The sequence below is a fragment of the Rhodovulum viride genome, assembly GCF_003265965.1.
GTDB classification, from domain to species: Bacteria; Pseudomonadota; Alphaproteobacteria; order Rhodobacterales; family Rhodobacteraceae; genus Rhodovulum; species Rhodovulum kholense.
Map to the genome: position 1 here is coordinate 215,087 of NZ_MUAV01000003.1, position 26,148 is coordinate 241,234.

Annotated in this window: 25 protein-coding genes; 12 read left to right on the plus strand and 13 right to left on the minus strand. The window is 68.0% G+C overall.

Going from position 1 to position 26,148, the window contains the following annotated elements:
• Positions 1–9 precede the first annotated feature (9 nt).
• Together guaA and BYZ73_RS03750 are read right to left on the minus strand one after the other, a co-directional pair.
• Positions 10–1,566: a glutamine-hydrolyzing GMP synthase gene (guaA, locus tag BYZ73_RS03745; RefSeq protein ID WP_112314946.1), complete on the minus strand. Its 1,557-nt coding sequence runs from the start codon at positions 1,564–1,566 to the stop codon at positions 10–12.
• A gap of 65 nt (positions 1,567–1,631) precedes the next feature.
• Positions 1,632–2,531, minus strand: coding sequence for a delta-class carbonic anhydrase (locus tag BYZ73_RS03750; protein WP_245943037.1), 900 nt, complete (start codon positions 2,529–2,531; stop codon positions 1,632–1,634).
• A gap of 422 nt (positions 2,532–2,953) precedes the next feature.
• Between BYZ73_RS03750 and BYZ73_RS03755 the strand changes: the two genes are divergently transcribed.
• Positions 2,954–4,504, plus strand: a complete 1,551-nt coding sequence (locus tag BYZ73_RS03755; protein WP_108022989.1) for a trimethylamine methyltransferase family protein — start codon at positions 2,954–2,956, stop codon at positions 4,502–4,504.
• A gap of 51 nt (positions 4,505–4,555) precedes the next feature.
• Here the strand turns inward: BYZ73_RS03755 and BYZ73_RS03760 are convergent, their stop codons facing one another.
• Positions 4,556–4,858: a DUF6477 family protein gene (locus tag BYZ73_RS03760; protein WP_108022991.1), complete on the minus strand. Its 303-nt coding sequence runs from the start codon at positions 4,856–4,858 to the stop codon at positions 4,556–4,558.
• A 322-nt stretch (positions 4,859–5,180) separates the two neighbouring features.
• On the opposite strand from BYZ73_RS03760, the gene BYZ73_RS03765 reads away from it, so the two are divergent.
• Positions 5,181–6,185 (plus strand): DUF6456 domain-containing protein, encoded by a 1,005-nt coding sequence (locus BYZ73_RS03765; protein ID WP_245943038.1) that lies wholly within the window; start codon positions 5,181–5,183, stop codon positions 6,183–6,185.
• A gap of 141 nt (positions 6,186–6,326) precedes the next feature.
• Here BYZ73_RS03765 and speE read toward each other — a convergent pair whose 3' ends face one another.
• On the minus strand, positions 6,327–7,187 hold the full coding sequence (gene speE, locus BYZ73_RS03770) for a polyamine aminopropyltransferase (RefSeq protein WP_108022994.1): 861 nt from the start codon (positions 7,185–7,187) through the stop codon (positions 6,327–6,329).
• A gap of 45 nt (positions 7,188–7,232) precedes the next feature.
• Entirely contained in the window at positions 7,233–7,913 is a 681-nt protein-coding gene (locus tag BYZ73_RS03775; protein ID WP_108023681.1) for an ArsR/SmtB family transcription factor, read from the minus strand.
• A 120-nt stretch (positions 7,914–8,033) separates the two neighbouring features.
• On the opposite strand from BYZ73_RS03775, the gene BYZ73_RS03780 reads away from it, so the two are divergent.
• Positions 8,034–8,231: a YjiS-like domain-containing protein gene (locus tag BYZ73_RS03780; RefSeq protein WP_108022996.1), complete on the plus strand. Its 198-nt coding sequence runs from the start codon at positions 8,034–8,036 to the stop codon at positions 8,229–8,231.
• A gap of 17 nt (positions 8,232–8,248) precedes the next feature.
• Here the strand turns inward: BYZ73_RS03780 and speD are convergent, their stop codons facing one another.
• Entirely contained in the window at positions 8,249–8,755 is a 507-nt protein-coding gene (gene speD, locus BYZ73_RS03785) for an adenosylmethionine decarboxylase (RefSeq protein ID WP_108022998.1), read from the minus strand.
• A gap of 357 nt (positions 8,756–9,112) precedes the next feature.
• Between speD and BYZ73_RS03790 the strand changes: the two genes are divergently transcribed.
• From BYZ73_RS03790 to rpsI, 3 genes are all read left to right on the plus strand, one after another.
• Positions 9,113–10,159, plus strand: coding sequence for a collagen-binding domain-containing protein (locus BYZ73_RS03790; RefSeq protein WP_181497948.1), 1,047 nt, complete (start codon positions 9,113–9,115; stop codon positions 10,157–10,159).
• Between the two features lie 254 nt (positions 10,160–10,413).
• Complete coding sequence (rplM, locus tag BYZ73_RS03795; RefSeq protein WP_075785837.1) at positions 10,414–10,878, plus strand: 50S ribosomal protein L13; 465 nt, start codon at positions 10,414–10,416, stop codon at positions 10,876–10,878.
• Positions 10,878–11,369 carry a 30S ribosomal protein S9 gene (gene rpsI / locus BYZ73_RS03800; protein WP_108023002.1) on the plus strand — a complete coding sequence of 164 codons (492 nt, stop codon included), beginning with the start codon at positions 10,878–10,880 and terminating at the stop codon, positions 11,367–11,369. The genes rplM and rpsI overlap by 1 nt, the downstream gene beginning before the upstream one ends.
• A gap of 128 nt (positions 11,370–11,497) precedes the next feature.
• Here the strand turns inward: rpsI and BYZ73_RS03805 are convergent, their stop codons facing one another.
• The 7 genes from BYZ73_RS03805 to miaA all read right to left on the minus strand — a co-directional run bounded on the left by BYZ73_RS03805 (position 11,498) and on the right by miaA (position 20,560).
• On the minus strand, positions 11,498–12,127 hold the full coding sequence (locus tag BYZ73_RS03805; protein ID WP_112314948.1) for a glutathione S-transferase family protein: 630 nt from the start codon (positions 12,125–12,127) through the stop codon (positions 11,498–11,500).
• A 55-nt stretch (positions 12,128–12,182) separates the two neighbouring features.
• A complete protein-coding gene (locus tag BYZ73_RS03810; protein WP_112314949.1) occupies positions 12,183–14,252 on the minus strand; it encodes a dipeptide ABC transporter ATP-binding protein in 2,070 nt (689 codons plus the stop codon).
• Positions 14,253–14,306: 54 nt separating this feature from the next.
• On the minus strand, positions 14,307–15,722 hold the full coding sequence (locus BYZ73_RS03815; protein ID WP_112314950.1) for an ABC transporter permease: 1,416 nt from the start codon (positions 15,720–15,722) through the stop codon (positions 14,307–14,309).
• A 10-nt stretch (positions 15,723–15,732) separates the two neighbouring features.
• Entirely contained in the window at positions 15,733–16,788 is a 1,056-nt protein-coding gene (locus BYZ73_RS03820) for an ABC transporter permease (RefSeq protein WP_112314951.1), read from the minus strand.
• Between the two features lie 48 nt (positions 16,789–16,836).
• Complete coding sequence (locus BYZ73_RS03825) at positions 16,837–18,501, minus strand: ABC transporter substrate-binding protein (RefSeq protein WP_112314952.1); 1,665 nt, start codon at positions 18,499–18,501, stop codon at positions 16,837–16,839.
• Positions 18,502–18,688: 187 nt separating this feature from the next.
• A complete protein-coding gene (locus BYZ73_RS03830; RefSeq protein WP_245943039.1) occupies positions 18,689–19,402 on the minus strand; it encodes an AraC family transcriptional regulator in 714 nt (237 codons plus the stop codon).
• A gap of 234 nt (positions 19,403–19,636) precedes the next feature.
• Positions 19,637–20,560, minus strand: coding sequence for a tRNA (adenosine(37)-N6)-dimethylallyltransferase MiaA (miaA, locus tag BYZ73_RS03835; protein ID WP_112314953.1), 924 nt, complete (start codon positions 20,558–20,560; stop codon positions 19,637–19,639).
• A gap of 42 nt (positions 20,561–20,602) precedes the next feature.
• Here miaA and pyrH point away from each other — a divergent pair, with 42 nt between their 5' ends.
• From pyrH to rseP, 6 genes are read left to right on the plus strand one after another with little or no spacing between them, the layout of a single operon-like run.
• A complete protein-coding gene (pyrH, locus tag BYZ73_RS03840; protein ID WP_075785846.1) occupies positions 20,603–21,340 on the plus strand; it encodes a UMP kinase in 738 nt (245 codons plus the stop codon).
• Positions 21,341–21,391: 51 nt separating this feature from the next.
• Positions 21,392–21,958 (plus strand): ribosome recycling factor, encoded by a 567-nt coding sequence (gene frr, locus BYZ73_RS03845; protein ID WP_108023018.1) that lies wholly within the window; start codon positions 21,392–21,394, stop codon positions 21,956–21,958.
• A 36-nt stretch (positions 21,959–21,994) separates the two neighbouring features.
• Positions 21,995–22,720 (plus strand): polyprenyl diphosphate synthase, encoded by a 726-nt coding sequence (gene uppS, locus BYZ73_RS03850; protein ID WP_425439997.1) that lies wholly within the window; start codon positions 21,995–21,997, stop codon positions 22,718–22,720.
• A complete protein-coding gene (locus BYZ73_RS03855; RefSeq protein ID WP_108023020.1) occupies positions 22,720–23,514 on the plus strand; it encodes a phosphatidate cytidylyltransferase in 795 nt (264 codons plus the stop codon). The genes uppS and BYZ73_RS03855 overlap by 1 nt, the downstream gene beginning before the upstream one ends.
• 5 nt (positions 23,515–23,519) lie before the next feature.
• A complete protein-coding gene (dxr, locus tag BYZ73_RS03860) occupies positions 23,520–24,704 on the plus strand; it encodes a 1-deoxy-D-xylulose-5-phosphate reductoisomerase (RefSeq protein ID WP_112314954.1) in 1,185 nt (394 codons plus the stop codon).
• A gap of 20 nt (positions 24,705–24,724) precedes the next feature.
• Positions 24,725–26,062: an RIP metalloprotease RseP gene (gene rseP, locus BYZ73_RS03865; protein WP_112314955.1), complete on the plus strand. Its 1,338-nt coding sequence runs from the start codon at positions 24,725–24,727 to the stop codon at positions 26,060–26,062.
• Positions 26,063–26,148 lie beyond the last annotated feature (86 nt).

Genomic DNA, 26,148 nt, shown 5'->3' on the forward strand with positions numbered 1-26,148 from the left:
AAGGCAGCATTACTCCCATTCGATGGTGCCCGGGGGCTTCGAGGTGATGTCGTAGGTGACCCGGTTGATGCCCTTGACCTCGTTGATGATCCGCGTCGCGGTCTCGCCCAGGAAGTCGTGGGTGAAGGGGTAATAGTCCGCCGTCATCCCGTCGACCGAGGTCACGGCACGCAGCGCGCAGGCATAGTCATAGGTGCGCCCGTCGCCCATGACGCCCACGGTGCGGACGGGCAGGATCGCGACGAAGGCCTGCCAGATCTCGTCGTAAAGCCCGTGGCGGCGGATCTGGTCGATATAGACGGCATCGGCCTTCCTGAGGATGTCCAGCTTTTCGCGGCTGATCCCGCCGGGGCAGCGGATCGCGAGGCCCGGACCGGGGAAGGGGTGGCGGCCGATGAAGCTGGCGGGCAGGCCCAGTTCGTGGCCCAGCGCCCGGACCTCGTCCTTGAAAAGCTCGCGGAGCGGCTCGACCAGCTTGAGGCCCATCTTCTCGGGCAGGCCGCCGACATTGTGGTGCGACTTGATGGTGACCGAGGGCCCGCCCGAGAAGCTGACGGATTCGATCACGTCGGGGTAAAGCGTGCCCTGGGCCAGGAATTCGGCGCCGCCGACCTCGGCCGCGTGCTTCTGGAAGACGTCGATGAAGAGCTTGCCGATGGTCTTGCGCTTGACCTCGGGGTCGCTGACGCCTTCGAGCGCGCCCAGGAACAGGTCCGATTCATCGGCATGGATCAGCGGGATGTTGTAGTTGTCGCGGAACATTGCCACGACTTCTTCGGCCTCGTTCAGCCGCAGAAGCCCGTGATCGACAAAGACGCAGGTCAGCTGGTCGCCGATCGCCTCGTGGATCAGCACCGCCGCGACCGAGCTGTCGACCCCGCCCGAAAGCCCGCAGATGACCTTGGCATCGCCGACCTGCTCGCGGATCTTGCGGATCGCCTCTTCGCGATAGGCGCCCATGGTCCAGTCGCCGGTGAAGCCCGCAAGGCGCACGAAATTCTCGTAAAGCGTCTTGCCGTTCGGGGTGTGGTGCACCTCGGGGTGGAACTGCACGGCGAAGAAGTTGCGCGAGAGGTCCGCGGTGATCGCGAAGGGCGCGTTGGGCGAGGTGCCGTAGACGGTGAATCCCGGCGCGATCTCGGCCACATGGTCGCCATGGCTCATCCAGACCTGCTCGCGGTCCTGGGCGAACCAGCCCTTCAGCAGGTCGATCCGCTCGGCCGAGGGGGTGACATAGGCGCGGCCGAATTCGGCGGTGCCGTGGCCCCGTTCGACCCGGCCGCCCAGCATCTGCATCATCACCTGCTGGCCGTAGCAGATGCCGAGGATCGGCACGCCGAGGGCGAAGACGCCCTCGGGGGGACGCGGCGATCCTTCGTCCAGCACGGAGGCGGGCCCGCCCGAGAAGATCACCGCCTTGGGCGCGAAGTCGGCCAGGAAGGCGTCGGTGACATTCTGGTAGGGATGGATTTCGCAATAGACGTTCAGCTCGCGCAGGCGGCGCGCGATCAGCTGCGTCACCTGGCTTCCGAAGTCGATGATGAGAAGGCGGTCATGGGTGCTCATGGGGTCTCAATATGCGACCCCATGCGCCGTGGCAATCCCGCCGAAACGGCCCCCGGCGGGGGCGGTCAGCGGATCGGCGACAAGAGCTCTTCGGCGGTCACGAGCTGGCGCACGCCATGGCTGTGATCCTCTTCGAAGACGTTGCCATGGGCGGCCCATTCGTACAGCGAATTGATGTCGAGCTTGGCGCAGGACGGGCGCACCGACCAGGTCACCTGCAGCGGCGAACAGGTGGCCTGGGTGTATTTCGGGCCGGTGGTCGAGCCGCCATAAAGCACCGGCGTGCCGGTGTTCTGGGGCAGGGCGCGCGGCTGGTGCAGCCCGTTCACCTGGGTGCCGCGATAGATGAAATCCTTGAAGTCGAGCGCGGTGTGATCGTTGACCAGCAGAAAGACCTGCGCCTCGACGCGCAATTGCGGGTTCTGGCAGGTTTCCGACATGCACGAGCCCAGCCCCTTGCCCGGGGCCACGTCGCACGAGCTGTAGACCCAGTGGACCTCGATGGTGTCGCCCGGTTTGGCGCCATGGAACGCTCCGCGCCCGGCGGCCGGGTCTCTCAGTTCCTGTTCGGTCAGGCTGGCGGTCTCGTTGCACTTGAAGCCGCCATGTTCGCCCGTGCCCGCGCTGATCGAGAAACCGGGACCGGAATGTTCGGCATTGGTATGGGTGTGGATGTTGCACAGGTTCAGCTCGGACGAGGGCGGGGCCATGTTGAAGATCCGCCCGTTGCTGCCCCGGGTCATCGTGATGTCGCGCGGGGCCTGCGGCCCGAAGCCGTGACAAAGCCCCTGGGCCAGGGCGGGGGCGGGGGTATCGTGGCCGTCGGCGCCATGCCCGGGGGCTGCATGACCCGCCGCTGCGCCATGCGCCGCGGGATCCGCCGCCGCCATCTGCGTTCCGTGACCGGTGCTGTCGGCTGGCACGGGGGTGGCCAGGATGCCTCCGGCAATCGCAAGGGCGGTCATTGCAAGAAGGGTGGGCAGGGGGTTCGACATCTCTGTCCTCTCTGTCGTGCTGACCGGGCGCGGATGCGGGGGCGCAACCGGACAAAGCTGCTGGTTGTGGCCCGCCCCGTCGCCGGAGGGCAGGCAGGTGTCGGTCGGGCCGGTTTTCGCCGGTTCGGAGGCATTCCCGGGCGGTGTCGCGCGCGGACGCGACGCCTCAAGAAGTGCCGGTGAAACGCGGCCCCCGCGCGGCCGGTCATGGGCCGCCTTCGGGAAATTTCTGGACGCGCATGGGCACCTGCCCCGGCGAATGGGGCGGAACTTTGGCGGCGGCGCGGACCGATGTCGCGGACGGCAAAGGAAAGGGCGCAAACCGCGCGGCCTGCGGCGCGGCATCGGCGCTAGAACCGGGGAAGGCAGGACCAGATCGACGGGAGACGTGCATGTCCGAGGCTGAGGGGAACGCAGGGCGCCGCGCCCGGGGAGGCGGCGGCGCCGCGCGCCGTGCCGCGCGCACCAATGTGGGCATCGAGACCGCGCGCTACATCACCCGCAACATTCCCGATTTCGAGATCCTGAACGCCGAGGCGCTGGAGCTGATCGAGGCCAATGCCGAAACCGTACTGGCCGAGATCGGGGTCAATTTCGTCGACAACCCGGGCGCGCTGGCGCGCTGGCGCGAGGCGGGCGCCGAGATCGAGGGCGAACGGGTCCGCATCCCGCGGGGCCTCGCGCGCAAGCTTTGCGCGACCGCGCCCGCCCGCTTTGTCCAGCATGCCCGCAACCCCGAACGCAACGTCGAGATCGGCGGCCGCAACCTGGTGCTGGCGCCGGTCTACGGGCCGCCCTTCGTGCGCGATATCGACGGCGGCCGCCGCTATGCGACGATGGAGGATTTTCGCCGCTTCGTGCAGCTGGGCCAGATGTCGAAATGGATGCACCATTCGGGCGGCACCGTCTGCGAGCCAACCGACGTGCCGGTGAACAAGCGTCATCTGGACATGATCCATGCCCACATGACCCTGTCGGACAAGCCGTTCATGGGCTCGGTCACCGAACCTTCGCGGGCGCGGGATTCGGTGGCGATGTGCGAATTGCTGTTCGGCAAGGACTTCGTGGCCGAGAACACGGTGATGACCTCGCTCGTCAACATCAACTCGCCGCTGACCTTCGATGCGACGATGATGGGCGCGCTCGAGGTCTATGCGGCGGCAAACCAGGCCTGCATCGTCTCGCCCTTCATCGTGGGCGGCGCGATGGCGCCGGTGACGGTCGCGGGCACGCTGACCCAGGTGCTGGCCGAGGTGCTGGCGGGCGTGGCCTATTCGCAGCTGGTGCGGCCCGGGGCGCCGGTGATCTTCGGGGCCTTCGTGACCTCGATCGACATGAATTCCGGCGCGCCGACCTTCGGCACGCCCGAGGCCAGCCAGATCCTTTACGGCGCGGGCCAGCTCGCGCGGCGTCTGGGGCTGCCGTTCCGGTCGGGCGGCGCGCTTTGCGGGTCCAAGCTGCCCGACGCGCAGGCCGCCTACGAGACCGCCGCCACGCTGAACGCGGCGCTTCTGGGCGGGGTCAACTTCATGCTGCATGCGGCGGGCTGGCTGGAAGGCGGGCTGGTCGCGAGCTACGAGAAATACGTGATGGATGCCGACCAGCTGGGCGCGCTGCACCGGATGGCGGCGGGCATCGCCACCGACCCGGCGGCGCAGGCGATGGACGCGCTGCGCGAGGTGGGGCCGGGCGGGCACTTCCTGGGCTGCGCCCATACCCAGGCGCATTTCCGCGACGCGTTCTGGCGCACCGATCTGCTCGACTACAAACCCTTCGAGACCTGGGACGAGGAAGGCGCGCGCGACACGGCCACGCTGGCGGCCGACCGGGTCACCCGGCTTCTGGCGCGCTACGAGGCGCCGCCGCTCGATCCGGCGCGGCGCGAGGCGGTCGAGGATTACGTGGCCCGGCGCAAGGCGGACATGCCAGACGCGTTCGTCTGACCGGAGACCGGCCCCCGAGGGGCGCGGCTCGGCCCTGGCCGGGCCCGCCCCTCATTCCGCCGCGTGGGTGCTTTCGAAATCGCAGATCAGCCGGGCTTCGGCCATCAGCGCGATCAGCAGCTCGATATGCCGCGCGGTCGAGTACCCGGCGTCCCCGGACTGCCGGATGGTTTCCATTCGTTGTTCCTGATCGATCAGCCAGGACAGTGCGGTCTGGGCACTGTCCGGCAGCCGCCCCTGCATGAGCCGGGCGAGGTCGCGTTCGCGGCGATAATCGCCAAGGCCGAACCTCGCTGCACGCACCAGCAGGCGAGGGCGGCGCAGCGTGGCGAGCGTGGCGGGAAGCATGTTCATGGCGCGATCTCCGATTGATGACAGGAGGCATCCTCGCACAACCTGAACGGGTGTTGCGCATCCGGCGATTTGAGCGCGCGTTATCCACAGGAATTTTTATGGTTTGGAAACAAGAATGAACACGTGGAACAATTCTTAACTAAACGGTAACCAAAACAACCTTGGATTGTATTGTGCGGTCGCCTGGTGTTCCACGGGGCCGCCTCTCCAGAAAGCTCAAGAGAGGTTTGTTGTGGGAACGCAGTGCCCAAATCAGTCCGTTCCGGCCTGGCTGCCGCAGGCGGCGCGGCTTTATCTGGCTCATACCGAGGCAGGCGTTTCGTTGCGTGAACTTGCCCGGATCGAGGGGTGTCATCCCTCGACGGTCATGCGTCAGGTGCGCCGGGTCGAAACCCGGCGGGACGATCCCTTAATCGACGATGCGCTGACCCGGCTCGGTGGCCGGGCCGGTGCCTCCGCCCCCAAGAAGGAGAGCCCCCAAATGTCTCCGACAACGCGCCCGTTGCCCCCCGCAGCGGACGAGCCCGCAATCGACCGCGAGGCCCTGCGCCTGCTGCGGCGCCTGAACGAACCCGGAGCCTTCATGGCGGTCGCCCGCGACATGGAGAAGGCGGCCATCCTGCGCGAAAGCGCCGATGGCCAGACGACCCGGACCGCCGTGGTGGACCGCTCGGTCGCCGAGGCCTTCGCCCTGAAGGACTGGATCGCCTGCCGCACCCGCGGCCGGGTAACCATCTACGACATCAGCAGCGCCGGGCGCGCCGCGTTCAAGCGGCTGCAGGCCGAAGAGGCCGAACGGCGCGACGGCTTTGCGGAGGCCCAGTCGCCCTTTGCCGCGCAGCATCGCGACTGGGAGGTGCAGAAGAACGCCCGCGCCGAGCGGATCCGCTTCAACCGCGCCGAGTCGCCGCTGGCCATTCTGGCGCGGCGAAAGGAGAAGGACGGCCACCCGTTCCTGAGCCACGATCTGGTGGCGGCGGGCGAACGGCTGCGCGAGGATTTCGAGGTGGCGCAGCTGGGGCCGCGGGTGGCCCAGAACTGGGACCGGTTCCTCACCGGCGGCGATCGTGGGTCGTTCTTCGGTGCGGACGGGGCGTCCGGGGGCTCGGCGGCAGCGCGGGATCGTGTGGCCGCAGCTCTGCGCGAACTGGGTCCGGGGCTTGGCGACGTGGCGTTGCGCTGCTGTTGTTTCCTCGAAGGGCTGGAGCAGGCCGAACAGCGCATGGGCTGGTCGGCGCGTTCGGGCAAGATCGTGCTCCGGATTGCGTTGCAGCGCCTGAAACGGCACTACGAGACGTTGGGCGACCGGTCGGGGCTGATCGGCTAGACGGCAGTCGGCGCGGGGGGCCGGGTCACCCGAAGTCGGACCGGCCCCTGCGGCGGCGGCACACCATCCGGACGCGGCGGGCCGCCGGGGATCCGACGGCCCGACTGCGGCCCTGCCTTTCCGACAGCTCGGGTCCCGTGCTCAGGGCATCAGCCGCCGGACATAGCCCGGCAGCGCGAAGGCCGCCCTGTGGATCTCGGGCGTGTAATAGTCGGTCTGGATGGCCGCCGCCGCGAACCGCGCCTCGAGCTCGTCCAGCGCCACCGTGCGCCCCGGCCCGTCGGTGCCCCAGCCGAAGGCCATCGGTCCGCCGGCATAGGTGGGCACCGTCGCCATGTAGCAGCCCCAGTCGGCAAAGAGCGCCTTGAAGGCGCGCATCGAATTGGTCAGTTCCTCTCCCTGCACGAAGGGCACGCCGTTCTGGGTCACCAGAATGCCGTCTTGCGTCAGTGCGCGTTTGGCATGGCCATAGAAGGTGTCCGTGAACAGCACCTCGCCCGGGCCGATCGGGTCGGTGGAATCGACGACGATCACATCGAATTTCTGATCGGTGTTGCGCATGAAGGCGGCCCCGTCGTCGATCACGAGGTTCAGCCGCGGGTCGTCGAAGGCGCCCTGGCTGATGCCGGGCAGGTAGGTCTTGCAGAACTCGACAACGCCCGCGTCGATCTCGACCATGGTCACGCTCTCGACCGAAGGATGCCGCAGCGCCTCGCGCGCCATGCCGCCATCGCCGCCGCCGATGATCAGCACCCGTTTCGCGGCGCCATGGGCGAGGATCGGCACATGGGTCAGCATCTCGTGATAGATGAAGTTGTCGGCCTCGGTCACCTGCACCACGCCGTCGAGCGTCATCACCCGGCCGAAGCGCGGGTTTTCGAAGACCCTCAGCCGCTGGTGGTCGGTCTGGCTGTCATAGAGAACCTCGGTTTCCTCCAGCGCCTGGCCATAGCCCTTGTGCAGGCGTTCGAGGGTCCAGCCCGGGATCGGGGTGTCGGTCATCGCGTCGCTCCTTGAGATCTGTCGGATGGGGACCCGGTGCCCGGGTCAGGTCGGAAAGGCCTCGGCCAGGGCCTGCGCGCCCGCCGGGGTCAGATGCAGATGCCGCCCCCGGGCCAGACGGCGCTGTCCGCCGGCCTCGGGCCCGCGGGCCAGCAGGGCCGCGCCCAGCGCGCCCGCCAGATGCGAGCGCCGCTCGCTCCTGTCGAGACAGGCACGCCAGAGCGGACGCGGCCCGGGTCCGGTTCGGGGCAGGGGGCTGCCGAGCCCGGCGAAGACGGCCGCGCCCCGGGCGGTCGGGGCCACGTCCCCGCGCGCGACGGTCAGAAACCCGCGCGCGGCGAGACTTTCGAAGATCGCGCCCGCGCGGGCGCGCGCGATATGGTCGTGGCAGGTCCGGACCTTACGCAGCGCGGCATCGCGCGGGCCGGGACGGCTGCGCGGATGACCCTTGGCGCCCGCAAGCGCGCTCAGCGTCTCGAACGGGCCCGCGATCTCGTCTCCGGCCAGCGCGAAATAGCGGTGACGGTCCTGCTTGCGCGGCCGGATCGGCCCGGCCTCAGCCCGCTGCGCCAGACGCCCCGAGGGGGTGGCTGCGCTGGATCCGGCCTCGCAGGCCGGTTCGCCCGCGCTCAGCGCCCGGCCCGACAAAAGCGCCGTCGGGATCGACGCGCGGGTCGGGGCGCCGATCAGCGCGGCGATGCGGGAAATGTCGGGACCGTCTTTCATGGAGCCAGCCTTCCGGGCCTCGCCATCGGGGTCAAGTCGAAAGCCTTCGGTCGGGGCCGAAACACCGGGGCGCGCGCTGCGGGCCGGATGGACCCCGCTGCACATCCGAAGGAGACCGCCATGACCGTCCGCCAAACCGTCCTGTCCCCGAACCGCAGGGCCAGCGCCGGGCCGCTTGCGCGGCCTTTCGCGCGCTGGCTCAGAAACCGTCGCACCCGGGCGGATCTGGCCCGGCTGGCGCCGCATCTGGTGCAGGATATCGGCATCGACGCCAAGGCGGCGCGCCGCGAGGCGGCGCGACCGTTCTGGTGGGGCTGAGTGGCGATGCGTCCGTGTCAGGCCGCGACGCGCGCGGCCACCACGTCCTCGCCGCGCAGCAGTTCCTTGACCCGGATATCGCCCGCGTCGAAGGCCGCACGCAGCACCTCGACCGCTCGCCAGGGCTCGGCGTCGCCGCACATGAAGACGTCGAAGGCACCATAGCCGATCTCGGGCCAGGTGTGCACCGAGATATGGCTTTCGGCCAGCACCGCCACGCCGCTCACGCCCTGGGGGCTGAACTTGTGGGTGTGGATGTGCAGAAGCGTCGCGCCGCATTCGTCGACGCAGTCGCGGAACGCCTTCTGGATCCGGGCCTCGTCGTCGAGCCCTTCGCCGTCGACCACCTCGATGATCAGATGTGTGCCGGCAAAGATCCGGCCGTCACGGCGAATGAAATGATCGTCACGCGAGTCGTCGAAGACGTCACGGGTGGCGTTGGCGGCCGCATGGCCGCGGTGATCTTCCGCATGGGCGCCTGTCTCCAGACCGATCCCCAGTCGGAAGAGGTTGGCGTCAGTCATGGCGCGCCCCTTCTTACCAGCAGATTGAATCCAGCCGGCCCCTTAGCGCCCCCCCGGGAAGATCCGAAGTTGGGATCGGGTCCGATCGTTGGGCTCACCTAGGGAAGGTTTGGGATTCGATCAATAGCAAACTCGCGAAAAGGCCCCGAAAGTGCCCCATGTCGCACCAAAACCTGCCGCGTTGCGGCGCGCCTCGTTCGGTGACGTGGCGTGATCGTTCTCTTTTCGGGGAGTCCGGAACGCGGCTCTTGTTGCCGCAAGCTGGAACGAGTAAAATATGAGCATTGGGTGCCGCACCGGTGGGGGCCGAGGCGGGTGTCCTTGTACGAGTTCTTTTGGGGAATACTTGAAATGAAAATGGAATTCCTGCTTGGGACCGCGATGGCGGTCTCTCTGGGGGGGGCTGCGCCAGCCGCGACCCTGTCTGCGTCCGAGATCCTGGCGCAGTTTTCGATCATCACCGCCGGCGATCTCGTCACCAACCAGGACAATTACGGCCGCGCCTATGTGGGCGGCGATCTGGTGACCTCGGCCGGCAAGCCGGACTTCGTCGCTCGCCCGGCGGATTACCCGATCGCGCTTCCGGACTCGCCTTATGCAGACGTTGTCGTCGAAGGCGATGTCACCGGCAGCGGGGGCGTGCGCATCGGGCCCTATGGCACCACCCTGGCGGTCCGGGGCGACGTTTCGACCGGGGTGATCGAATACGGCGTCGAAAGGACCGGCGAGGCGCTGATCGGGGGCACGCTGTCGGCCGGGACGCTGATCAACAACAGGGAAAGGCCCGGCTTTGACGGCGTTCTGGTCGAAGACGGGCTGGCGGGCAACGCCGCTTTCGAGGCGTTGTTCCCGACCGATGTGGTTGCCACGCTGAACAAGGCGTCGGAGGATCTGTCGAAACTGGCAGCCACCGGAACGACGACGGTCACCGGCGGCGGCAACACGCTGAACATTGCCGCGACCAACGGCGGGCTCAATGTCTACAACTTCGACATCTCCGATTTCGGCGGCTCGATCGGTCAGATCGCCTTCAGCCTCGGCGCGACCGACACGCTGATCCTGAACGTCGCGGGGTCGTCGATCCTGATCGAGGACAACATGCTGGGCCTGCAGGCCAGCGACGGCCAGCGCATCATCTGGAACTTCTACGAGGCGACCTCGGTCACGCTCGGTCGGCAGATGTACGGCTCGATCCTGGCCGGGAACGCGGCGCTGACCAACTCGACCGCCATCGAGGGCAACATCTTCGCGGGCTCGGCCGTTCTGCGCGGGCAGGTGCATGCGCAGGCCTTCGCGGGCGAGCTGCCCCATGACGACCCGGCGCCGGTGCCGCTGCCGGCGACGCTGCCGCTGCTGGCGGCGGCGGTGGGGGCGGTGGCCCTGATGCGCCGCCGCCGCGCCTGACCGGACCCGTCCGAATGCCTTCGACGCCGGCCGGAAACGGCCGGCGTTCCGCATTTTCGCGCCCGATCACGGCCGATCGCGCCAGAAATTTGAGGTATCCTGATACCTATTTTGCAAGGCTTTGAATTGATGTGATAAATCGGCGCTCAAGGTCCTTGACCTGTGCCGGGAAATGCTTAGAAAACGCCCATCCGAGTTTCGGGGCGGACGCGCCGTTCCCGGGCCGATCTTTCAGCCGATACAGGGCAGAGCCAATGAAAACCTTTACCGCTACCCCGGCGGATATCGAGAAGAAATGGATCTTGATCGACGCCGAAGGCGTCGTTCTCGGCCGTCTCGCCTCGATCGTCGCCATGCGTCTGCGCGGCAAGCACAAGCCGTCCTTCACGCCTCACATGGACATGGGCGACAACGTCATCATCATCAACGCCGACAAGGTGCAGATGACGGGCAAGAAGCGCACCGACAAGAAATACTACTGGCATACCGGCCATCCGGGCGGGATCAAGCACCGCACCGCCGAGCAGATCCTCGAAGGCGCCCATCCCGAGCGTGTCGTGGTCGCTGCGGTCAAGCGCATGCTGCCGGGCAACCGCCTCAGCCGCCAGCAGATGACCAATCTGCGCGTCTATGCCGGGGCAGAGCATCCCCATGAGGCCCAGAACCCCGAAGTGCTGGACGTCAAGTCCATGAACTCGAAGAACACCCGGAGCGCGTGATGGCCGAAGAAATCAAATCTCTCGACGAGCTGCAGTCGGTCGTGTCCGGCAAGCCCGCCGCCTCGGCGGACGATGACGCGCCCCGCGAACCCGTCCGCGACTCGCTGGGCCGGTCCTATGCCACCGGCAAGCGGAAGGACGCGGTCGCCCGTGTCTGGATCAAGCCGGGCTCGGGCAAGGTCTCGGTCAACGGCAAGGACATCAAGGTCTACTTCGCCCGTCCGGTGCTGCAGATGATCCTGCGCCAGCCCTTTACCGTGGCCGGCGTCGAGGACCAGTTCGACGTGATGGCGACGGTTGCCGGCGGCGGTCTTTCGGGCCAGGCCGGTGCGGTCAAGCACGGCATCTCGAAGGCGCTGCAGCTTTACGATCCCTCGCTGCGCGGGGCGCTGAAGGCCGCGGGCTTCCTGACCCGCGACAGCCGTGTCGTCGAACGGAAGAAATACGGCCGCCGCAAGGCCCGCCGGAGCTTCCAGTTCTCGAAACGCTGATCGGCGTTTCATCGGGTTTCGAAGGGCCGTGCCGCAAGGCGCGGCCCTTTCGCATGTGGGGGGGGGGGCGGGTTCTTCGGGGAAAGGACGCCGTGCCGGAGGCGTGCCGGGGCAGGGGGCGCGCGGGCTCAGGCCGGTGCCCGCTCGGTCCGGTCGGCCATCGCGGCCCGGTCCCGTTCCAGCACGCCGGTCAGCGCCGGACGGTCGAGACAACGGTCCACCCAGGCCCGGATCGCCGGATCTTCGGGGATCAGGTCGCGGAACCAGCCATAGGTCGAGGCGATCAGCAGGTCGGCGGCCGAGAACATGTCGTCGACCAGATAGGGATGCCGGGCCAGCGCAGCCCCCAGCCTCGCCGCGGCCTCGTCGGTCCCGCGCCAGGTTCTGGCGATCGCGGGATCGCTGAGGCCCTGGCGCTCGGCCAGATAGACCGGCTCCATCACGTTGCCATACCAGAAAAGCCAGGACAGGTAGCTGCCGCGCCCCGGATGCCCGACCGGCCGACCAAGCGGCGTCTCGGGGTAGAGATCCGTCAGATACAGCAGGATCGCGTTGGTTTCGCGGATGCCGACCGAGCCGTGGACCAGGAACGGGACCTTGCCCTCGGGATGCGGGTTGGCGGGATCGCGCGCGCCGCTGCCGTCGATACGGGGAAGGTCGGTCAGGCGCACCTCGACGCTGTCCTCGATCCGCATCTCGGCGATCAGCTGCACCACCCGCGTCGAGCGCGACAGCGGGGCGTGATAAAGCGTGAGCATGGGCCTCCTCCTCGGCTGCCCCGAGCCTAGCATGGGTCCGGTCGTCTCGCGCGGGTCATTCGGCGGCGAGGCGGAAGACCGGCTCCATTTCGCCGAGCGCCTCGGCCGAGAGATGGCAGAGGATCCGGTGGCCGGAGCCAAGCTCGACCATCGGCGGCAGTTCGCGCGCGCAGCGCCCGTTCGGCACCCGGTCCTTCCAGTGGCAGCGGGTCTGGAACGGGCAGCCCGGCGGCGGGTCGATGGCCGAGGGGACGTCGCCCTCCAGCACGATCCGGGTCTTCTCGACCCGGGTATCGGGGATCGGCACCGCCGACAGCAGGGCCTCGGTATAGGGGTGATAGGGCGGCGCGAAGACCTGGGCGGTGCTGCCGATCTCGACCACATGGCCGAGATACATCACCATCACCCGGTCGGCGAGATAGCGCACGATGGACAGGTCGTGCGAGATGAAGATCAGCGTCGTGCGGCGGGTCCGCTGGATGTCCATCAGCAGATCGGCCACCGCCGCCTGAACGCTGACATCGAGCGCCGAGACGGGCTCGTCCGCCACAACGATCCGCGCGCCGCCCGCGAAGGCGCGGGCGATGCCCACCCGCTGTTTCTGCCCGCCCGAGAGCTGGCGCGGCATGCGATCCGCGAAATCGCGCGGCAGCCGGACCAGATCGAGCAGCTCGAACATCCGCTCGCGCCGCGCGCGGCGGGTCGCGCCGACGCCGAAGACCTCGAGTGCGCGCAGGATCTGGCCGCCGACCCGCTTGGAGGGGTTCAGCGTGTCGAACGGGTTCTGGAACACCATCTGCAGGTCGGCCACGGCGCGCGGCCCGCGCTTCTGGATCGGGGTTTCCTGCACCTCGCGGTCGTCCAGAAGCACCTGTCCCGCGGTCGCGGTCTCGAGCCCCAGCAGAACCTTGGCCAGCGTGGACTTGCCGCAACCGGATTCCCCCACGATGGCAAGGGTCTCGGATTGCCGGGCCTCGAAGCTGAGCGTTTCGTTGGCGCGCACCAGCTTGCGGCGGCGGCGCCCGAAGAGCCCGCCCGAGGAAACCTCGTAATACTTCCTCAGCCGCGAGACGGTCAGGACCGGCGCGCCCACTTCGCCGGGGGCTGTGGCCTCGGGGGCCGGTGGGCGGCTCTGCCAGTCGATCTCTTCGAACCGCAGACACCGCGCCTGATGGTCGTCGGCGCCGGGGACCGGCCGCATCGCAATGGCGGCGGCATCGCAAAGCCCCGCCTTGAAATGGGTGCAGCGCGGGCCGAAATTGCAGCCCCGGGGGCGATCCTGCGGCATCAGGAAACTGCCCGGAATGGTTTCCAGCGGGCGCGTGGTCTTGTCGGCCCCGGGCAGCGGGATCGAGCGGAAAAGCGCCTGGGTATAGGGATGGCGCATCCGGTCGAAGACGTGGCGGACCGGGCCCTGTTCGATGGCCTCGCCGGAATACATCACGCAGATCCGGTCGCAGGCCTCGAGCACCAGACCCAGATTGTGCGAGATGAACAGCAGCGCGGTGCCGTATTTGCGGCCGAGCCCCTTCACCAGATCAACGATGGCGGCCTCGACGGTCACGTCGAGCGCGGTTGTGGGTTCGTCGAGGATCAGCAGGGCCGGGCGCGACATCAGCGCCATGGCGATCACGATCCGCTGCTGCTGGCCGCCGGACAACTGGTGCGGGTAGGCGTTCAGGATGCGGTCGGGGTCGGGCAGGCCGACATCGGCGACCATCTCGCGCGCCAGGTCCCGCGCCTCGGCGCGCGAGGCGCCGCGGTGCAGCCGGGGCACTTCCATCAGCTGGCGGCCGATGCGCAGCGCCGGATTGAGGCTGGCCATTGGCTCCTGATAGACCATCGCGATGTCGTTGCCGCGGATCCGGCGCAGCTCGGGCTCGGAGAGCGTGCCGAGATCGCGGCCGCGAAAGCGGATCGTGCCGCCGGTGATGCGGCCGGTGCGGCCGAGATCGCGCATGACGCCCAGTGCCACCGTGGATTTGCCGCAGCCGGATTCGCCCACCAGTCCCACCGCTTCGCCGGTGGCGACGGAGAGAGAGAAATCGGCGACGGCCGGGATGTCGCCCCGGCGGGTGGTGAAGGCAATCGAAAGCCGGTCGATCTCCAGAAGCGGCGCGGTCATCTGGCGGTCCCGTCGGGGCGGGGCGCGAATTTTCTGCGAAAATTCGTCATCGCGTCATTCCTTGAGGCTTTCCTCGCGGAGGCCATCCGCCAGCAAATTCAACCCCAGCACGAGGCTCATGATCGCGACGGCCGGCACCAGTGGCGGAAACGGCACGAATTGCAGAAGCCCCCGCCCGGCATTGATCGAGGTGCCCCAGTCGGGGCTTTCAGGCGCAAGACCCAGGCCGAAGAACCCGAGCGTTCCCAGCAGGATGGTCGTATAGCCGATGCGCAGGCAGAAATCCACCAGAAGCGGCCCGCGCGCATTGGGCAGAATTTCCCACAGCATGATGTACCAGGGGCCTTCGCCGCGGGTCTGGGCTGCGGCTACGTAATCGCGGGTGCGGATGTCGAGCGTCAATCCGCGCACGATCCGGAAGACCGACGGGGCGTTGACGAAAACGACCGAGACGAAAACGATCAGCACGCCTGCAGGCATCGACACGACCCCCAAGGGATCGGCGTTCCAGGCAAGTCCGGCATAAAGCCAGCCGCCAAGCCCAAGCGTCGCCCCGATCAGGGCCGCGCGCAGGGGCGGCCGGGTGCGAAAGCGCGAATTCCACAGGATCGTGAGGAAGATCAGCGGGAAGAGGAAAAGCGCCCCGGCCATGTAGGTGGGCACGCCCATCGCCACGATCTCGGGCGTCACCAGCAGGAAGAACAGCAGGATCACCGGAAAGGCCAGCACGAGGTTGGCCAGAAACGACAGCAGGATGTCGAGCCGTCCGCCCAGATAGCCCGCGGGCAGCCCGAGCGTGATCCCCACCATGAAGGCGAAGACGGTTGCGGCGGGCGCAATGGCCAGAACGACCCGCGCCCCGGCGACCGCTCGCGAAAAGACGTCGCGCGCAAGCGCATCGCCGCCGAGAAGATAATAGCCATAGGCCGCGTCGCCTGGGGCGGGCAGGGGCGTGCCGGGGGGCTTGTTCTTCATCCCCGCAATTACGTCCGTGACCGGATCGAAGGGTGCGATCTGGTCGGCGAAGAGCGCGGCAAAGACCCAGAACATCACCAGCGCAAGTCCCACGGCGCCAGCCGGGTTGCCAAGCAGGTGACCGAGCAGCCCCAGCCGCCGGCGGAAAAGCGCGATCAGCGCGAAGCTCGCCCCCAGCGAAAGCCAGACCGGCCAGAGCCGGGTCGCGATCCGACCGAGGATGCCCTTCGCCTCGGGCGGCACCAGCAGGCCGCCGATCAGGAACGCCGCAAGCACCGCTGCCAGCGCCCAGAGCGACAGGCGCAGGAGCCCGCCCGTCAGCCGTGCGGCCCTGCCGGGGCCGGACCGCGCCGCCTCGGGGCCCGGGCCCATGCGGTATCCGGCCAGCAGCGCCAGCGGATGGGCGAGCGCGGCCAGCGCCAGGGCGATCAGCGCGGCCTCGAGCGCGGGGACCAGCCAGGGGCCGAGCGCGCCGGTCCAGCTCAGAGGCTCCATCCCCGTCCCCTCATGCCACGCGGATCCGCGGGTTCAGAGCCGCATAGCCGATGTCGGACAGCAGTTGCGTCGCCAGCACGACGATCACCGCGACCACTGAAACCGCCAGCAGCAGGTCGATGTCGTTGTTCTGTGCGCCCTGCACCAGAGCGTCGCCGAAGCCCGGATAGACGAACAGCGCCTCGACGATCACCACCCCGGTCAAAAGCCAGGGGAATTGCAGCATGATCACCGTGAAGGGCGCGATCAGCGCGTTCCGCAGCGCATGGCGCAGCACCACGGCACGAAAGCTCAGCCCCTTCAGCCGGGCGGTGCGGATGTATTGCGCGGTCATCACCTCGGCCATCGAGGCCCGCGTCATCCGCGCGATATAGCCCATGCCGTAAAGCGCCACGGTCGCGACCGGCAGGGTGAAGTTCTGGAAGGTCGCGCCCTCGACCGCCGATTTCGCCGAACCCGTGAACCATTTCAGCCCGACCATCGACGAGGCGAAGATCGCGACGAAGATCACGCCCGAGACGTATTCCGGCGTCGAGGTCGTCGCGATCGAGACCGTCGAGAGCCCCCGGTCAAGGACCGAGCCCTCGCGCATCCCGGCCAGCACGCCCACGATCAGCGCCAGCGGCACCATGGTCGCGAAGGCCCAGGCCATCAGCAAACCCGTGCGCTGCAACCGCTCGGCGATCACCTCGGTCACGGGGCGGCGGAACTTGGTCGAATAGCCCCAGTCGCCTTGCAGCACGCCGCAAAAGCGCGGCACCTCTTCCGCGGCAAGCTCGGGATGGCCGCGCAGGCAGCGCCCGCCGACCGCCTGTCCGTCCGCGTCGGTGACAAGCGGGGCTGGCAGCACCCCCAGCCATTCGCCATAGCGCGTCAGCATCGGCGCGCCATAGCCGTTCCGGTCGATCCAGCTGGCGACCTCGGCATCGGTGATCCGCGCACCCGCCTGGGTCTTGGCCAGCTTTTCGAGGTTCGGTTGCAGGTTGGTCAGCAGGAAGACGATGAATGTCATGCACAGCGCCGTCAGCGCCATGACCCCGAGCCGCCTGATGATGAACCCGGCCATGCCGTCCCCCGTCCTTCGCCTGCCGCCCTGTCCGGCCCACGGCCCGGATCAGGCCCAGCCCAGATGGTGGACGTTGATTTCGTATTTCGGATGCATCTCTATGTTCAGCACGCCCGGCTTGGCATGGCGGTACAGCGCGCGGAAATAGGGGATGATGGCGACGCCCTCGTCGACCATGATCCGTTCGAGCTTGGCCATCACCGCGCGCCGCTCGGTATCGTCGGCAATGGCGGTCGCCTGATCCAGGAGCGCGTCGAACTCGGCATTGCGAAAGCCGCATTCGTTCCAGGCGGCGGTCGAGCGATAGGCGAGGTTCAGCAACTGGATGCCGGTTTCGCGATGCGCCCAGTTGGTCGACGAGAACGGGTATTTGGTCCAGTCGTTCCAGAAGGTGGACCCCGGCAGAACCGTCCGGCGCACCTTGAAGCCCGCGTCGCGCAGCTGGGCCGCCACCGCGTCGGTGGTGTTCTTGCGATAGTCGTCGTCGATCGACACCAGCTCGTGCTCGAAGTCCATCATCCCGGCCTCTTCCATCAGCCGGAGCGCCTCGGGGATGTCCTGCCGATGCGCCTCGATCTCGGCATAGTCGGGGTGCACGTCCGGCGCGACGTGGAAGTTGTTGCGCGATTCCCGGCCGCGGCCCGAAATGCCCAGCTCCAGCGGCACCGAATTGTCGATGGCCAGCGCCAGCGCCCGGCGCACGCGCACGTCGGCATAGGGGCGCACGCCGTCGACCTCGGCCTCCTGGTTGGGGCGGATCACCACGGTCGAAGACGTACCGACCGAGCTTTCGACCCAGCCGAGCGCGGAAAAGATGTCGATGAAATCCGACACCGTCTCGTGGGTCACGTCGAACTCGTCGGCATCGGCCCCGGCCAGCCAGGCCGAGGGATCGGTGCCATAGTCGAGAAACTCGATCCGGTCGAGCCAGGCGCCGTCGCCCCAATAGCTGTGCTCGGGATTGCGCACCAGCACGATGCGCTCGCCGACCTTGAACTCCTCGAACATGTAGGCGCCGGTGCCGATGCCGTGATCGGCGACCGAGGTGCCGATCTTGTCGCGATGCATCACCGCCGCCGGATAGTCGGCCATGCCGAACATCAGTGTGCCGTCGGGCCGCAAGAGGTGCAGCCGGACGGTCAGGTCGTCGACGATCTCGATGGCGCCTTCGGCCGCCTTGCCATCCTCGACCATCGCGGCCATCCGGGAGGGCATGGAATTGCCCTCGACCGAGGTGTCGCACCAGCCGTCGAGGTTCGCGGCAACATCCTTCGCGGTGAAGGGCTCGCCGGTGTTCCAGGTCACGCCGGGGCGGACGTGCAGGGTGTATTCGGTCGCGTCCTCATTGGCCTGCCAGCGTTCCAGCAGCATCGGGCGCAGCGTCCCGTCGCGCTTGAGTTCGACCAGGTATTCGATGATGCCACGGGTTTCATTGGCCTTTTCCGACCAGTCATAGGTGCGCGGGTCGGCCAGTTCGCGGCAATCCATCTGGATCCTCAGCGTGCCGCCCCGCTGGGGCACGGTCTGGGCACGGGCGGGTTCGGGCTGGCCGATCAGCGCATAGGCGGCGGCCGATGTCAGGCCCAGAGCCGTCGCCCGGCCCAGAAACTCGCGCCGGTCCATCAGACCCGCCCGATGCTCGCGGGCATACATCCGCGCGGCCGGGTGGGTCCGGTCGGACCGGGCGTCGGCGCGGCTGGAAGGCGTGGTCATGGCTCGGATCTCCCTGTCAGTGGCGTCAGGCCGGTCGTGCGGCGCCGGTCCCGGCTTTTCCTGCGTCCTGCCGGGGCCCGTCCCGGCGGGGTGTGTCGCGATCGCTTCTTGCAGGAAAGACGACATCCCTTCGCGATGCAACCCTTGGCCCGGTCGCCGTATGGGCCGACGGAGCCGCCGCCCTCGCCTAGTGGCCCTTCCGGAAGGTGGTGGGCGAGGCACCGGCACGGGCCTGGAAGGCGCGGGTGAAATAGGCGGGCGAGGCATAGCCCAGGGCCGAGGCGATTTCCTTGATCGGGGCGCGTGTATCGGCCAGGAGCCGCTGCGCCTCGCTGATCTTGCGTTCGGCCAGCAGGTCCGAGGCGGTGCGCCCGCAGGTGCGGTTGCAGACCCGGGTCAGGTGGGTCGGCGTGACCCCCAGCTCGGCCGCGTAATCCGACACCGACTTGGCCGAGCGGAAGTCCTTTTCGACCAGCGCGGCAAAGCCCGAGGCCAGGCGGCGGGCCGAATCCGGGCGGCGGGGCCCGTCTTCCTCGAGCAGGATCTGGCGGTCGAGCCAGACCGAGACCAGCCCGGCCAGATGGCGGATCGCGCGCTTGGATTCGGGGCGTCGGCCGTCAAGCTCGCGCTGCAGGCTTTCGACCAGGATCGTCAGTTCGGCCTGCACCGCCCCGTCGCGGATGCGCAGGTGATGCGGCCCGTCGGGCAGCTCCATGTCGGGCATGCCGGAAAAGACGATGGCGGTACCATAGACCTGGCTGGTCATCTCGAAGCCGTGCATGGTGTGGGCCGGGATGAAGACCGCGTTATGCGCGCCATAGCCGCGCGTCACGCCCCCCACGGTGATCCGGCCCTGGCCCTTGGTGATCCACAAGAGCTGCGGGGCGGAATAGCTGCGCATCGCTTCCACCCGCCACCGGCTTCCATTGGTCAGACGCGAAAACGGGATCAGGCGAAGTTCGGCAAAAAGCGACATTCAGGGAAATCCCGGGCAGCGTCGGGTCACGGCGGTTCGAACGGGGCAAGTCTGGTGCGATTCGGACCCTCGGTAAAGTGTCGCTGCGGTTGCAAAAGGGATGCCTGCCGCCCTGTGGCGCGGTTGCCGCGCGACGCGGCCCTCGACGCGATCTGCGGCTCAGCCCGCAGGCCAGCGCGGCCAGTGCCCCAGCCGCGACCGGAACCAGGTGCGCTGGCGCTTGGCATATTGGCGCGAGGCGATCTTGGCGGCCGCCACCGCCTCGGCCAGCGTCATCTCGCCCCGCAGATGCGCCACCAGATCGGGCGCGCCGATGGCCTTGGCCGACAGGAGGCCCGCATCCCAGCGGGGCAGGTTGGCCCGCACCTCGTCCAGCGCGCCTTCCGCGATCATCCGCTCGAAGCGCGCGTCGATCCGGGCGTTCAGCCAGTCGCGCCCGGCCTCGATCACCAGAGGCTGCGCGGCACTTAGCGGCAGCAGCGGGGGCGGGGTTTCGTCCTGCCAGGCGGCAAGTCCGCGGCCGGTGGCGCGCTGCACCTCCCAGGCGCGCTGGACGCGGGCCGGATTGCGCCGGTCGATCCGGTCGAGCGTGGCGGGATCGAGCCCGGCCAGCAGCGCCTCGACCCCTTCGGCGGCCAGACGCCGGTCGGCCTCGGCGCGGATCTCGGGCGGGGTCGCCGGGATCTCGGCCAGACCCTCGGTCAGCGCGGTGAAGTAAAGCCCGGTGCCGCCGACGATGATGGGCCGGTCGGGGCCCTCCAGCAGCGGCGCCAGGTCGCGCAGCCAGTGGCCGACGGAATAGTCGGCATCGAAGGGAACATGGCCGTAAAGCGCATGCGGCACGCGGGCCTCTTCATCGGGCGTGGGGCGGGCGGTCAGTACCCGCCAGCCCTCGAAGACCTGCAACGCATCGGCATTGACGATGACGCCGCCCCGGGCCTCGGCGATGGCCAGCGCCAGCGCCGACTTGCCGCTGGCGGTCGGCCCCGCGATCAGAACCGGCCTGTCGGGGTCCAGATCGGGCAGCCCCGCTGCCCCGGTTCCGGTCCGATGGGCGTTGAACCCGTCCCGCTTTTCCGACATGGTGCCGCCCGACTGACATTCCTGAAAACAGAGGCAGACCATATGAGCGACGGCAGCGCCGATCAACCGAAGCCGGCCTATAACCGCGTGCTTCTGAAAATCTCGGGCGAAGCGCTGATGGGCGATCAGGGCTTCGGCCTGCACCCGCCGACGGTCGAGCGGATCGCCCGCGAGGTCAAGGCGGTGCGCGATCTGGGCGTCGAGATCTGCATGGTGATCGGCGGCGGCAACATCTTCCGCGGGCTGCAGGGCTCGGCCCAGGGGATGGAGCGCACGACCGCCGACTATATGGGCATGCTGGCGACCGTGATGAACGCGCTGGCGATGCAATCGGCGCTGGAGGGTCTCGGCGTCTTCTGCCGGGTCATTACCGCGATCCGCATGGACGAGGTGGCCGAGCCCTATATCCGCCGCCGCGCGGTGCGGCACCTGGAAAAGAAGCGCGTCATCATCTTCGCGGCTGGCACCGGGAACCCCTATTTCACGACCGATACCGCCGCCACGCTGCGCGCCAACGAAATGGCCTGCGAGGCGATCTTCAAGGGCACCAAGGTCGACGGGGTCTATGACAAGGACCCGGTCAAGCATGACGATGCCGTGCGCTATGACGAGATCACCTATGACGACTGTCTTGTGAAGAATCTCAAGGTGATGGACGCCTCGGCGATTGCGCTCGCCCGCGACAACGACCTGCCGATCATCGTCTTCAGTCTGGACGAGCCGGGCGGCTTCCGCGGCATCCTTGCCGGGCAAGGCACCTATACAATCGTGCACGGATAGCGGTATAGCAACCAAAACACGCGACTTCACGAGGCAACGGGAAGAAAGACCATGGCGGAAGACGAGCTGGACATCGACCTTGACGACCTGACCCGCCGGATGGACGGCGCGATGGCGTCGCTCAAGCACGAGTTTTCCTCGCTCCGGACGGGGCGCGCCTCGGCCAGCATGCTGGACCCGGTCATGGTCGAGGCCTATGGCGCGCCGACCCCGATCAACCAGGTGGGCACCGTCAACGTGCCCGAGCCGCGCATGGTCACCATCAATGTCTGGGACAAGGCGATGGTGAACAAGGTCGAGAAGGCGATCATGGAATCGGGCCTCGGGATCAACCCGCAGACCAATGGCACCATCATCATGCTGCCGATCCCCGAGCTGAACGAAGAGCGCCGCCGCGAGCTGACCAAGGTCGCCGCCCAATATGCCGAACAGGCCCGCGTGGCCGTGCGCAACGTGCGCCGCGACGGCATGGAGCAGCTCAAGAAGGCCAAGGCCGCCGGCATGAGCGAGGACGACAACAAGATCTGGCATGACGAGATCCAGACCCTGACCGACAAGTACATCGCCCAGGTCGACAAGGCGCTCGAGACCAAGCAGCAAGAGATCATGCAGGTCTGACCCCGGTCGGACCCGCAGGATCGGAAAGGGGGCGGCGTGGCCGCGAAGGACAACAACCAGAGCGGACCCGCCCATGTCGCCGTCATCATGGACGGCAACGGCCGCTGGGCGCAGATGCGCGGGCGGCCGCGGCTTTTCGGCCATCAGGCCGGGGCGCGGCGGGTGCGCGAGATCGTCGAGGCCTGTCCCGATCTCGGCATCCGCTATCTGACGATCTTCGCCTTCTCGACCGAGAACTGGCGCCGGACCCAGGTCGAGGTGACCGGGCTGATGACGCTGTTTCGCCGCTACATCCAGAAAGAGGCCACGGCGCTGCTGGAAAAGGGCGTGCGGGTGCGGTTCATCGGCGACCGCGACCGGCTTGATCCCAAGCTTGTCGGCATGATGCACGCGCTGGAAGAGATCACCGCCGGCAACGAGCTGGTGAACCTGACGGTCGCCATCAACTATGGCGGCCGCGACGAGGTGGCGCGCGCCACCAAGCGGCTGGCGCGCGAGGTGGCGGCCGGGCGGCTCGATCCCGAGGACGTGGATGCGGAAACGCTGGCGCATTTCCTCGATACCTGCCTGCTGCCCGACCCCGATCTGGTGATCCGCACCTCCGGCGAGGCGCGGATCTCGAACTTTCTGCTATGGCAGTCGGCCTATGCGGAATACGAATTCACGCCCGTGCTCTGGCCCGATTTCACGGCGGCGCATTTCGCCGAGATCGTCGGGAATTACAGCGCGCGCGAGCGGCGCTATGGAGCGGTTCTGAGCTGATGTCTGCGGGTGGGTCCTGGGAAGACCTGCTGCCCCGGCTGGGGTCGGCAGTGGTAATGGCGGCCGTCGGGATTCTGGCGGTCTGGCTGGGCGGGGTCTGGTTTACCGGGCTCGCCGCGCTGGTCTCGGGCACGATGGTCTGGGAACTGACGCGGATGATGGTGCCGGGCGCGGCCGGGCGGCTGCCGATCCAGATGGCGCTGGTCTCGGGGGCGGCGGTTTTCGTTGCCTGGCTCCTGCCGCCCTATGCGGCCTTCCCGCTGCTGGCCATTCCCTGCGTGATCGGCGCCTGGCAGCTGCCGCGCGACCGAGGGCTTTATCTGGCCTTTGCCATGGCGATGCTGGTCACCGGCTACGGGCTGGCGACATTCCGCGCCGATCACGGTGTCGTCTGGCTCGTGTGGCTGATCCTCGTGGTGATCGCGACCGATGTGGCGGGGTACTTCGCGGGCCGCTTCATCGGCGGGCCCAAGTTCTGGCCGAAGGTCAGCCCCAAGAAGACCTGGTCCGGCATCCTGGGCGGCTGGTTCGCCGCGATGCTGATCGGGCTGATCTTCCTCACGTTCACCAATGCGGGGCCCGATCTGCCCTGGATCTCGATGCTTCTGTCTTTCGCCAGCCAGATGGGCGATGCCGCCGAAAGCGCGCTAAAACGCCGCGTCGGCGTGAAAGACAGCTCGTCGCTCTTGCCCGGCCATGGCGGATTGTTCGACAGGTTCGACGGTCTGCTGGGCGCCTCCCTGTTCATGCTTCTGGTGGCTCAGCTCGTCTACGTCCCTGAAGTGAGGTTCTGAACGGCATGCAACGACGGCGGATCACCGTATTCGGTGCGACCGGGTCTATCGGCGAGAACACCATCGACCTTCTGACCCGGCAGGGCGGGGCCGACAGCTATGACGTGGTGGCGCTGAGCGGCGGGCGAAACGTCAAGCGTCTGGCCGAGCAGGCCATCGCGCTGAAGGCCGACCTGGCCGTGACCGCCTTCGACGACTGTCTGGACGATCTGAGGGCCGCCCTGGCCGGATCGGGGGTCGAGGCGGCGGCGGGGCAGGCCGCTCTGATCGAGGCCGCGGCCCGGCCCGCCGACTGGATCATGTCGGCCATCGTGGGCTTTGCCGGGCTCGCGCCGGGGCTGAAGGCGCTGGAGCATGGCACGACGCTGGCGCTGGCGAACAAGGAAAGCCTGGTCGCCGCCGGGCCGCTGCTGCTGGGCGCCGCCGCGAAACACGGCGCGCGGGTCTTGCCGGTCGACAGCGAACATTCGGCTGTCTTTCAGGCGCTGGTGGGCGAGGATATGGCGGCGGTCGAGCGGGTGATCATCACCGCCTCGGGCGGCGCCTTCCGCGACTGGCCGATCGAGGATCTGGCCAGGGCGACGCCCGAACAGGCTTCGTCGCATCCGAACTGGGCGATGGGCCAGCGCATCACCATCGATTCCGCCTCGATGTTCAACAAGGGCATGGAGCTGATCGAGACCAAGGAATATTTCGGGATCGCGCCTTCCAAGATCGAGGCTCTGGTCCATCCGGAATCCCTGATCCACGCCATGGTGGGCTATCGCGACGGCGCGATCATGGCCCATGTCGGCCCGCATGACATGCGCCATGCCATCGGCTATGCGCTGAACTGGCCCGAGCGCGCGGCGCTGCCGGTCGAGCGGCTGGACCTCGCGAAGATCGGCCAGATGACCTTCCGCCCGGCCTGCGAGACGCGCTGGCCCGCGCTCAGGATCGCCCGCGAGGTGATGGAGGCGGGCGGCTATGCCGGGGCGGCCTTCAACGCGGGCAAGGAAGCCGCGCTTGATGCGTTTCTGGCGCGCGAGATCGGATTCACGCAAATGTCCGACGTGGTTGCGGCCGTGCTCGACCGGCTTTCGGCCGATGCCGGGCTTATGAAATCGGACCTCAGCCTTGAGAAAGTGCTGCATGTGGACCATCTCGCACGGGAAGAGGCCGCGCGGATCGTCCGGTCCCTGCAGCACTGAACAGAAATAGGCTGGACGTCTTGGATATTGCTTCGCTGATTCCCTCTTTCGGGAATGCCGCCTTCACCGTCGTTGCCTTTGTGGTGGCGCTGTCGGTCATCGTCACCGTCCATGAATACGGGCATTACATCGTCGGCCGCTGGACCGGGATCCGGGCCGAGGTGTTCTCGCTCGGCTTCGGGCCGGTGCTGGTCTCTCGGGTCGACCGGCGCGGCACGCGCTGGCAGATCGCGGCGCTGCCGCTAGGCGGCTATGTGCGGTTCCTGGGCGATTCCGACGGTGCCAGCGGCAAGGACGCCGCCGCCATCGCCGGAATGGAAGCGGACGAAAGGCGCCACACTATGCACGGCGCGCCGCTCTGGGCGCGGGTTTTGACGGTGGCGGCGGGGCCGGTTTTCAACTTCGTGCTGTCGATTGCGGTCTTCGCGATGCTGGCGGTGGTCAGCGGGGTCGCGATCGAGCCGCCGACCGTCGGCAAGCTGCAGCCCTTGCCCGCGGCGCAATCGGCGCTGCGCGAGGGCGACACGATCCTCGCGCTCGATGGCCGCGCGACGCCCGATTACACCGCCTTCTACGATGCCGTGGCGGCTCTGCCGGTCGACGGCGAAACCGCCTATCTGGTGCGCCGCGACGGGGTCGAGCAGGAGGTCGCCGGGCCCTATCCCTTCCCGCCGGTGGTCTCGGCGATCCAGCCGAAATCGGCGGCGATGGAGGTCGGGCTGAAGGAAGGCGACGTGATCACCGCCATCGACGGCCAGCCGATCCGCGCCTTCCGCCAGTTGCAGGACGTGGTGACCGCCTCGGAAGGCGCGCCCATCGCCCTGACCGTCTGGCGCGACGGCGAGACCTTGAGCTTTTCGCTGACGCCCAAGCGGATGGACATGCCCGATCCCGAGGGCGGGTTCGAGACGCGCTGGCTGATCGGCATGACCGGCGGGCTGGCCTTCGAGCCCGCGACCCGGATGGCCGGGCCGCTGGAGGCCGTGTCCTACGGCGCGGACCAGCTGGGCTTCATCGTGACATCGAGCCTGTCGGGCCTGTATCACATGATCGCGGGCAAGATCAGTTCCTGCAACCTGTCGGGGCCGCTCGGTATCGCCGAATCCTCGGGCGCGGCCGCCAGCCAGGGGCTGGAAAGCTTCGTCTGGTTCATCGCCATGCTCTCGACCGCGGTCGGGCTTCTGAACCTCTTTCCGATCCCGGTGCTCGATGGCGGGCATCTGGTCTTCTACGCCTATGAGGCCGTGGTGGGGCGCCCGCCCAGCGACAAGGCGCTGAGGGTGCTGATGGCCGCCGGTTTCGCCCTGCTGATCGGGTTGATGGTCTTCGCGCTTACGAACGACATCTTCTGCCCCTGAGCCCGGCAGGGAGCCGCCTGCGCCCGCCGCGGGGCCGTGCCCGGGGCGCGCGAGCGGTGCCCCGCCGCCAAATTGATGCCCCATTC

Bases quoted from the DNA above. Each gene is read 5' to 3' on its own strand.
- BYZ73_RS03825 (WP_112314952.1), bottom strand. From the start codon at position 18,501: ATGACCACGCCTTCCAGCCGCGCCGACGCCCGGTCCGACCGGACCCAC.
- dxr (WP_112314954.1), top strand. From the start codon at position 23,520: ATGCAACGACGGCGGATCACCGTATTCGGTGCGACCGGGTCTATCGGC.
- pyrH (WP_075785846.1), top strand. From the start codon at position 20,603: ATGAGCGACGGCAGCGCCGATCAACCGAAGCCGGCCTATAACCGCGTG.
- miaA (WP_112314953.1), bottom strand. From the start codon at position 20,560: ATGTCGGAAAAGCGGGACGGGTTCAACGCCCATCGGACCGGAACCGGG.
- BYZ73_RS03855 (WP_108023020.1), top strand. From the start codon at position 22,720: ATGTCTGCGGGTGGGTCCTGGGAAGACCTGCTGCCCCGGCTGGGGTCG.
- speD (WP_108022998.1), bottom strand. From the start codon at position 8,755: ATGACTGACGCCAACCTCTTCCGACTGGGGATCGGTCTGGAGACAGGC.
- BYZ73_RS03780 (WP_108022996.1), top strand. From the start codon at position 8,034: ATGACCGTCCGCCAAACCGTCCTGTCCCCGAACCGCAGGGCCAGCGCC.
- BYZ73_RS03815 (WP_112314950.1), bottom strand. From the start codon at position 15,722: ATGGAGCCTCTGAGCTGGACCGGCGCGCTCGGCCCCTGGCTGGTCCCC.
- BYZ73_RS03750 (WP_245943037.1), bottom strand. From the start codon at position 2,531: ATGACCGCCCTTGCGATTGCCGGAGGCATCCTGGCCACCCCCGTGCCA.
- BYZ73_RS03820 (WP_112314951.1), bottom strand. From the start codon at position 16,788: ATGGCCGGGTTCATCATCAGGCGGCTCGGGGTCATGGCGCTGACGGCG.
- BYZ73_RS03810 (WP_112314949.1), bottom strand. From the start codon at position 14,252: ATGACCGCGCCGCTTCTGGAGATCGACCGGCTTTCGATTGCCTTCACC.
- guaA (WP_112314946.1), bottom strand. From the start codon at position 1,566: ATGAGCACCCATGACCGCCTTCTCATCATCGACTTCGGAAGCCAGGTG.
- BYZ73_RS03760 (WP_108022991.1), bottom strand. From the start codon at position 4,858: ATGAACATGCTTCCCGCCACGCTCGCCACGCTGCGCCGCCCTCGCCTG.
- BYZ73_RS03805 (WP_112314948.1), bottom strand. From the start codon at position 12,127: ATGCTCACGCTTTATCACGCCCCGCTGTCGCGCTCGACGCGGGTGGTG.
- BYZ73_RS03755 (WP_108022989.1), top strand. From the start codon at position 2,954: ATGTCCGAGGCTGAGGGGAACGCAGGGCGCCGCGCCCGGGGAGGCGGC.
- speE (WP_108022994.1), bottom strand. From the start codon at position 7,187: ATGACCGACACCCCGATCCCGGGCTGGACCCTCGAACGCCTGCACAAG.
- BYZ73_RS03790 (WP_181497948.1), top strand. From the start codon at position 9,113: ATGGAATTCCTGCTTGGGACCGCGATGGCGGTCTCTCTGGGGGGGGCT.
- frr (WP_108023018.1), top strand. From the start codon at position 21,392: ATGGCGGAAGACGAGCTGGACATCGACCTTGACGACCTGACCCGCCGG.
- BYZ73_RS03775 (WP_108023681.1), bottom strand. From the start codon at position 7,913: ATGAAAGACGGTCCCGACATTTCCCGCATCGCCGCGCTGATCGGCGCC.
- rplM (WP_075785837.1), top strand. From the start codon at position 10,414: ATGAAAACCTTTACCGCTACCCCGGCGGATATCGAGAAGAAATGGATC.
- rpsI (WP_108023002.1), top strand. From the start codon at position 10,878: ATGGCCGAAGAAATCAAATCTCTCGACGAGCTGCAGTCGGTCGTGTCC.
- BYZ73_RS03830 (WP_245943039.1), bottom strand. From the start codon at position 19,402: ATGCGCAGCTATTCCGCCCCGCAGCTCTTGTGGATCACCAAGGGCCAG.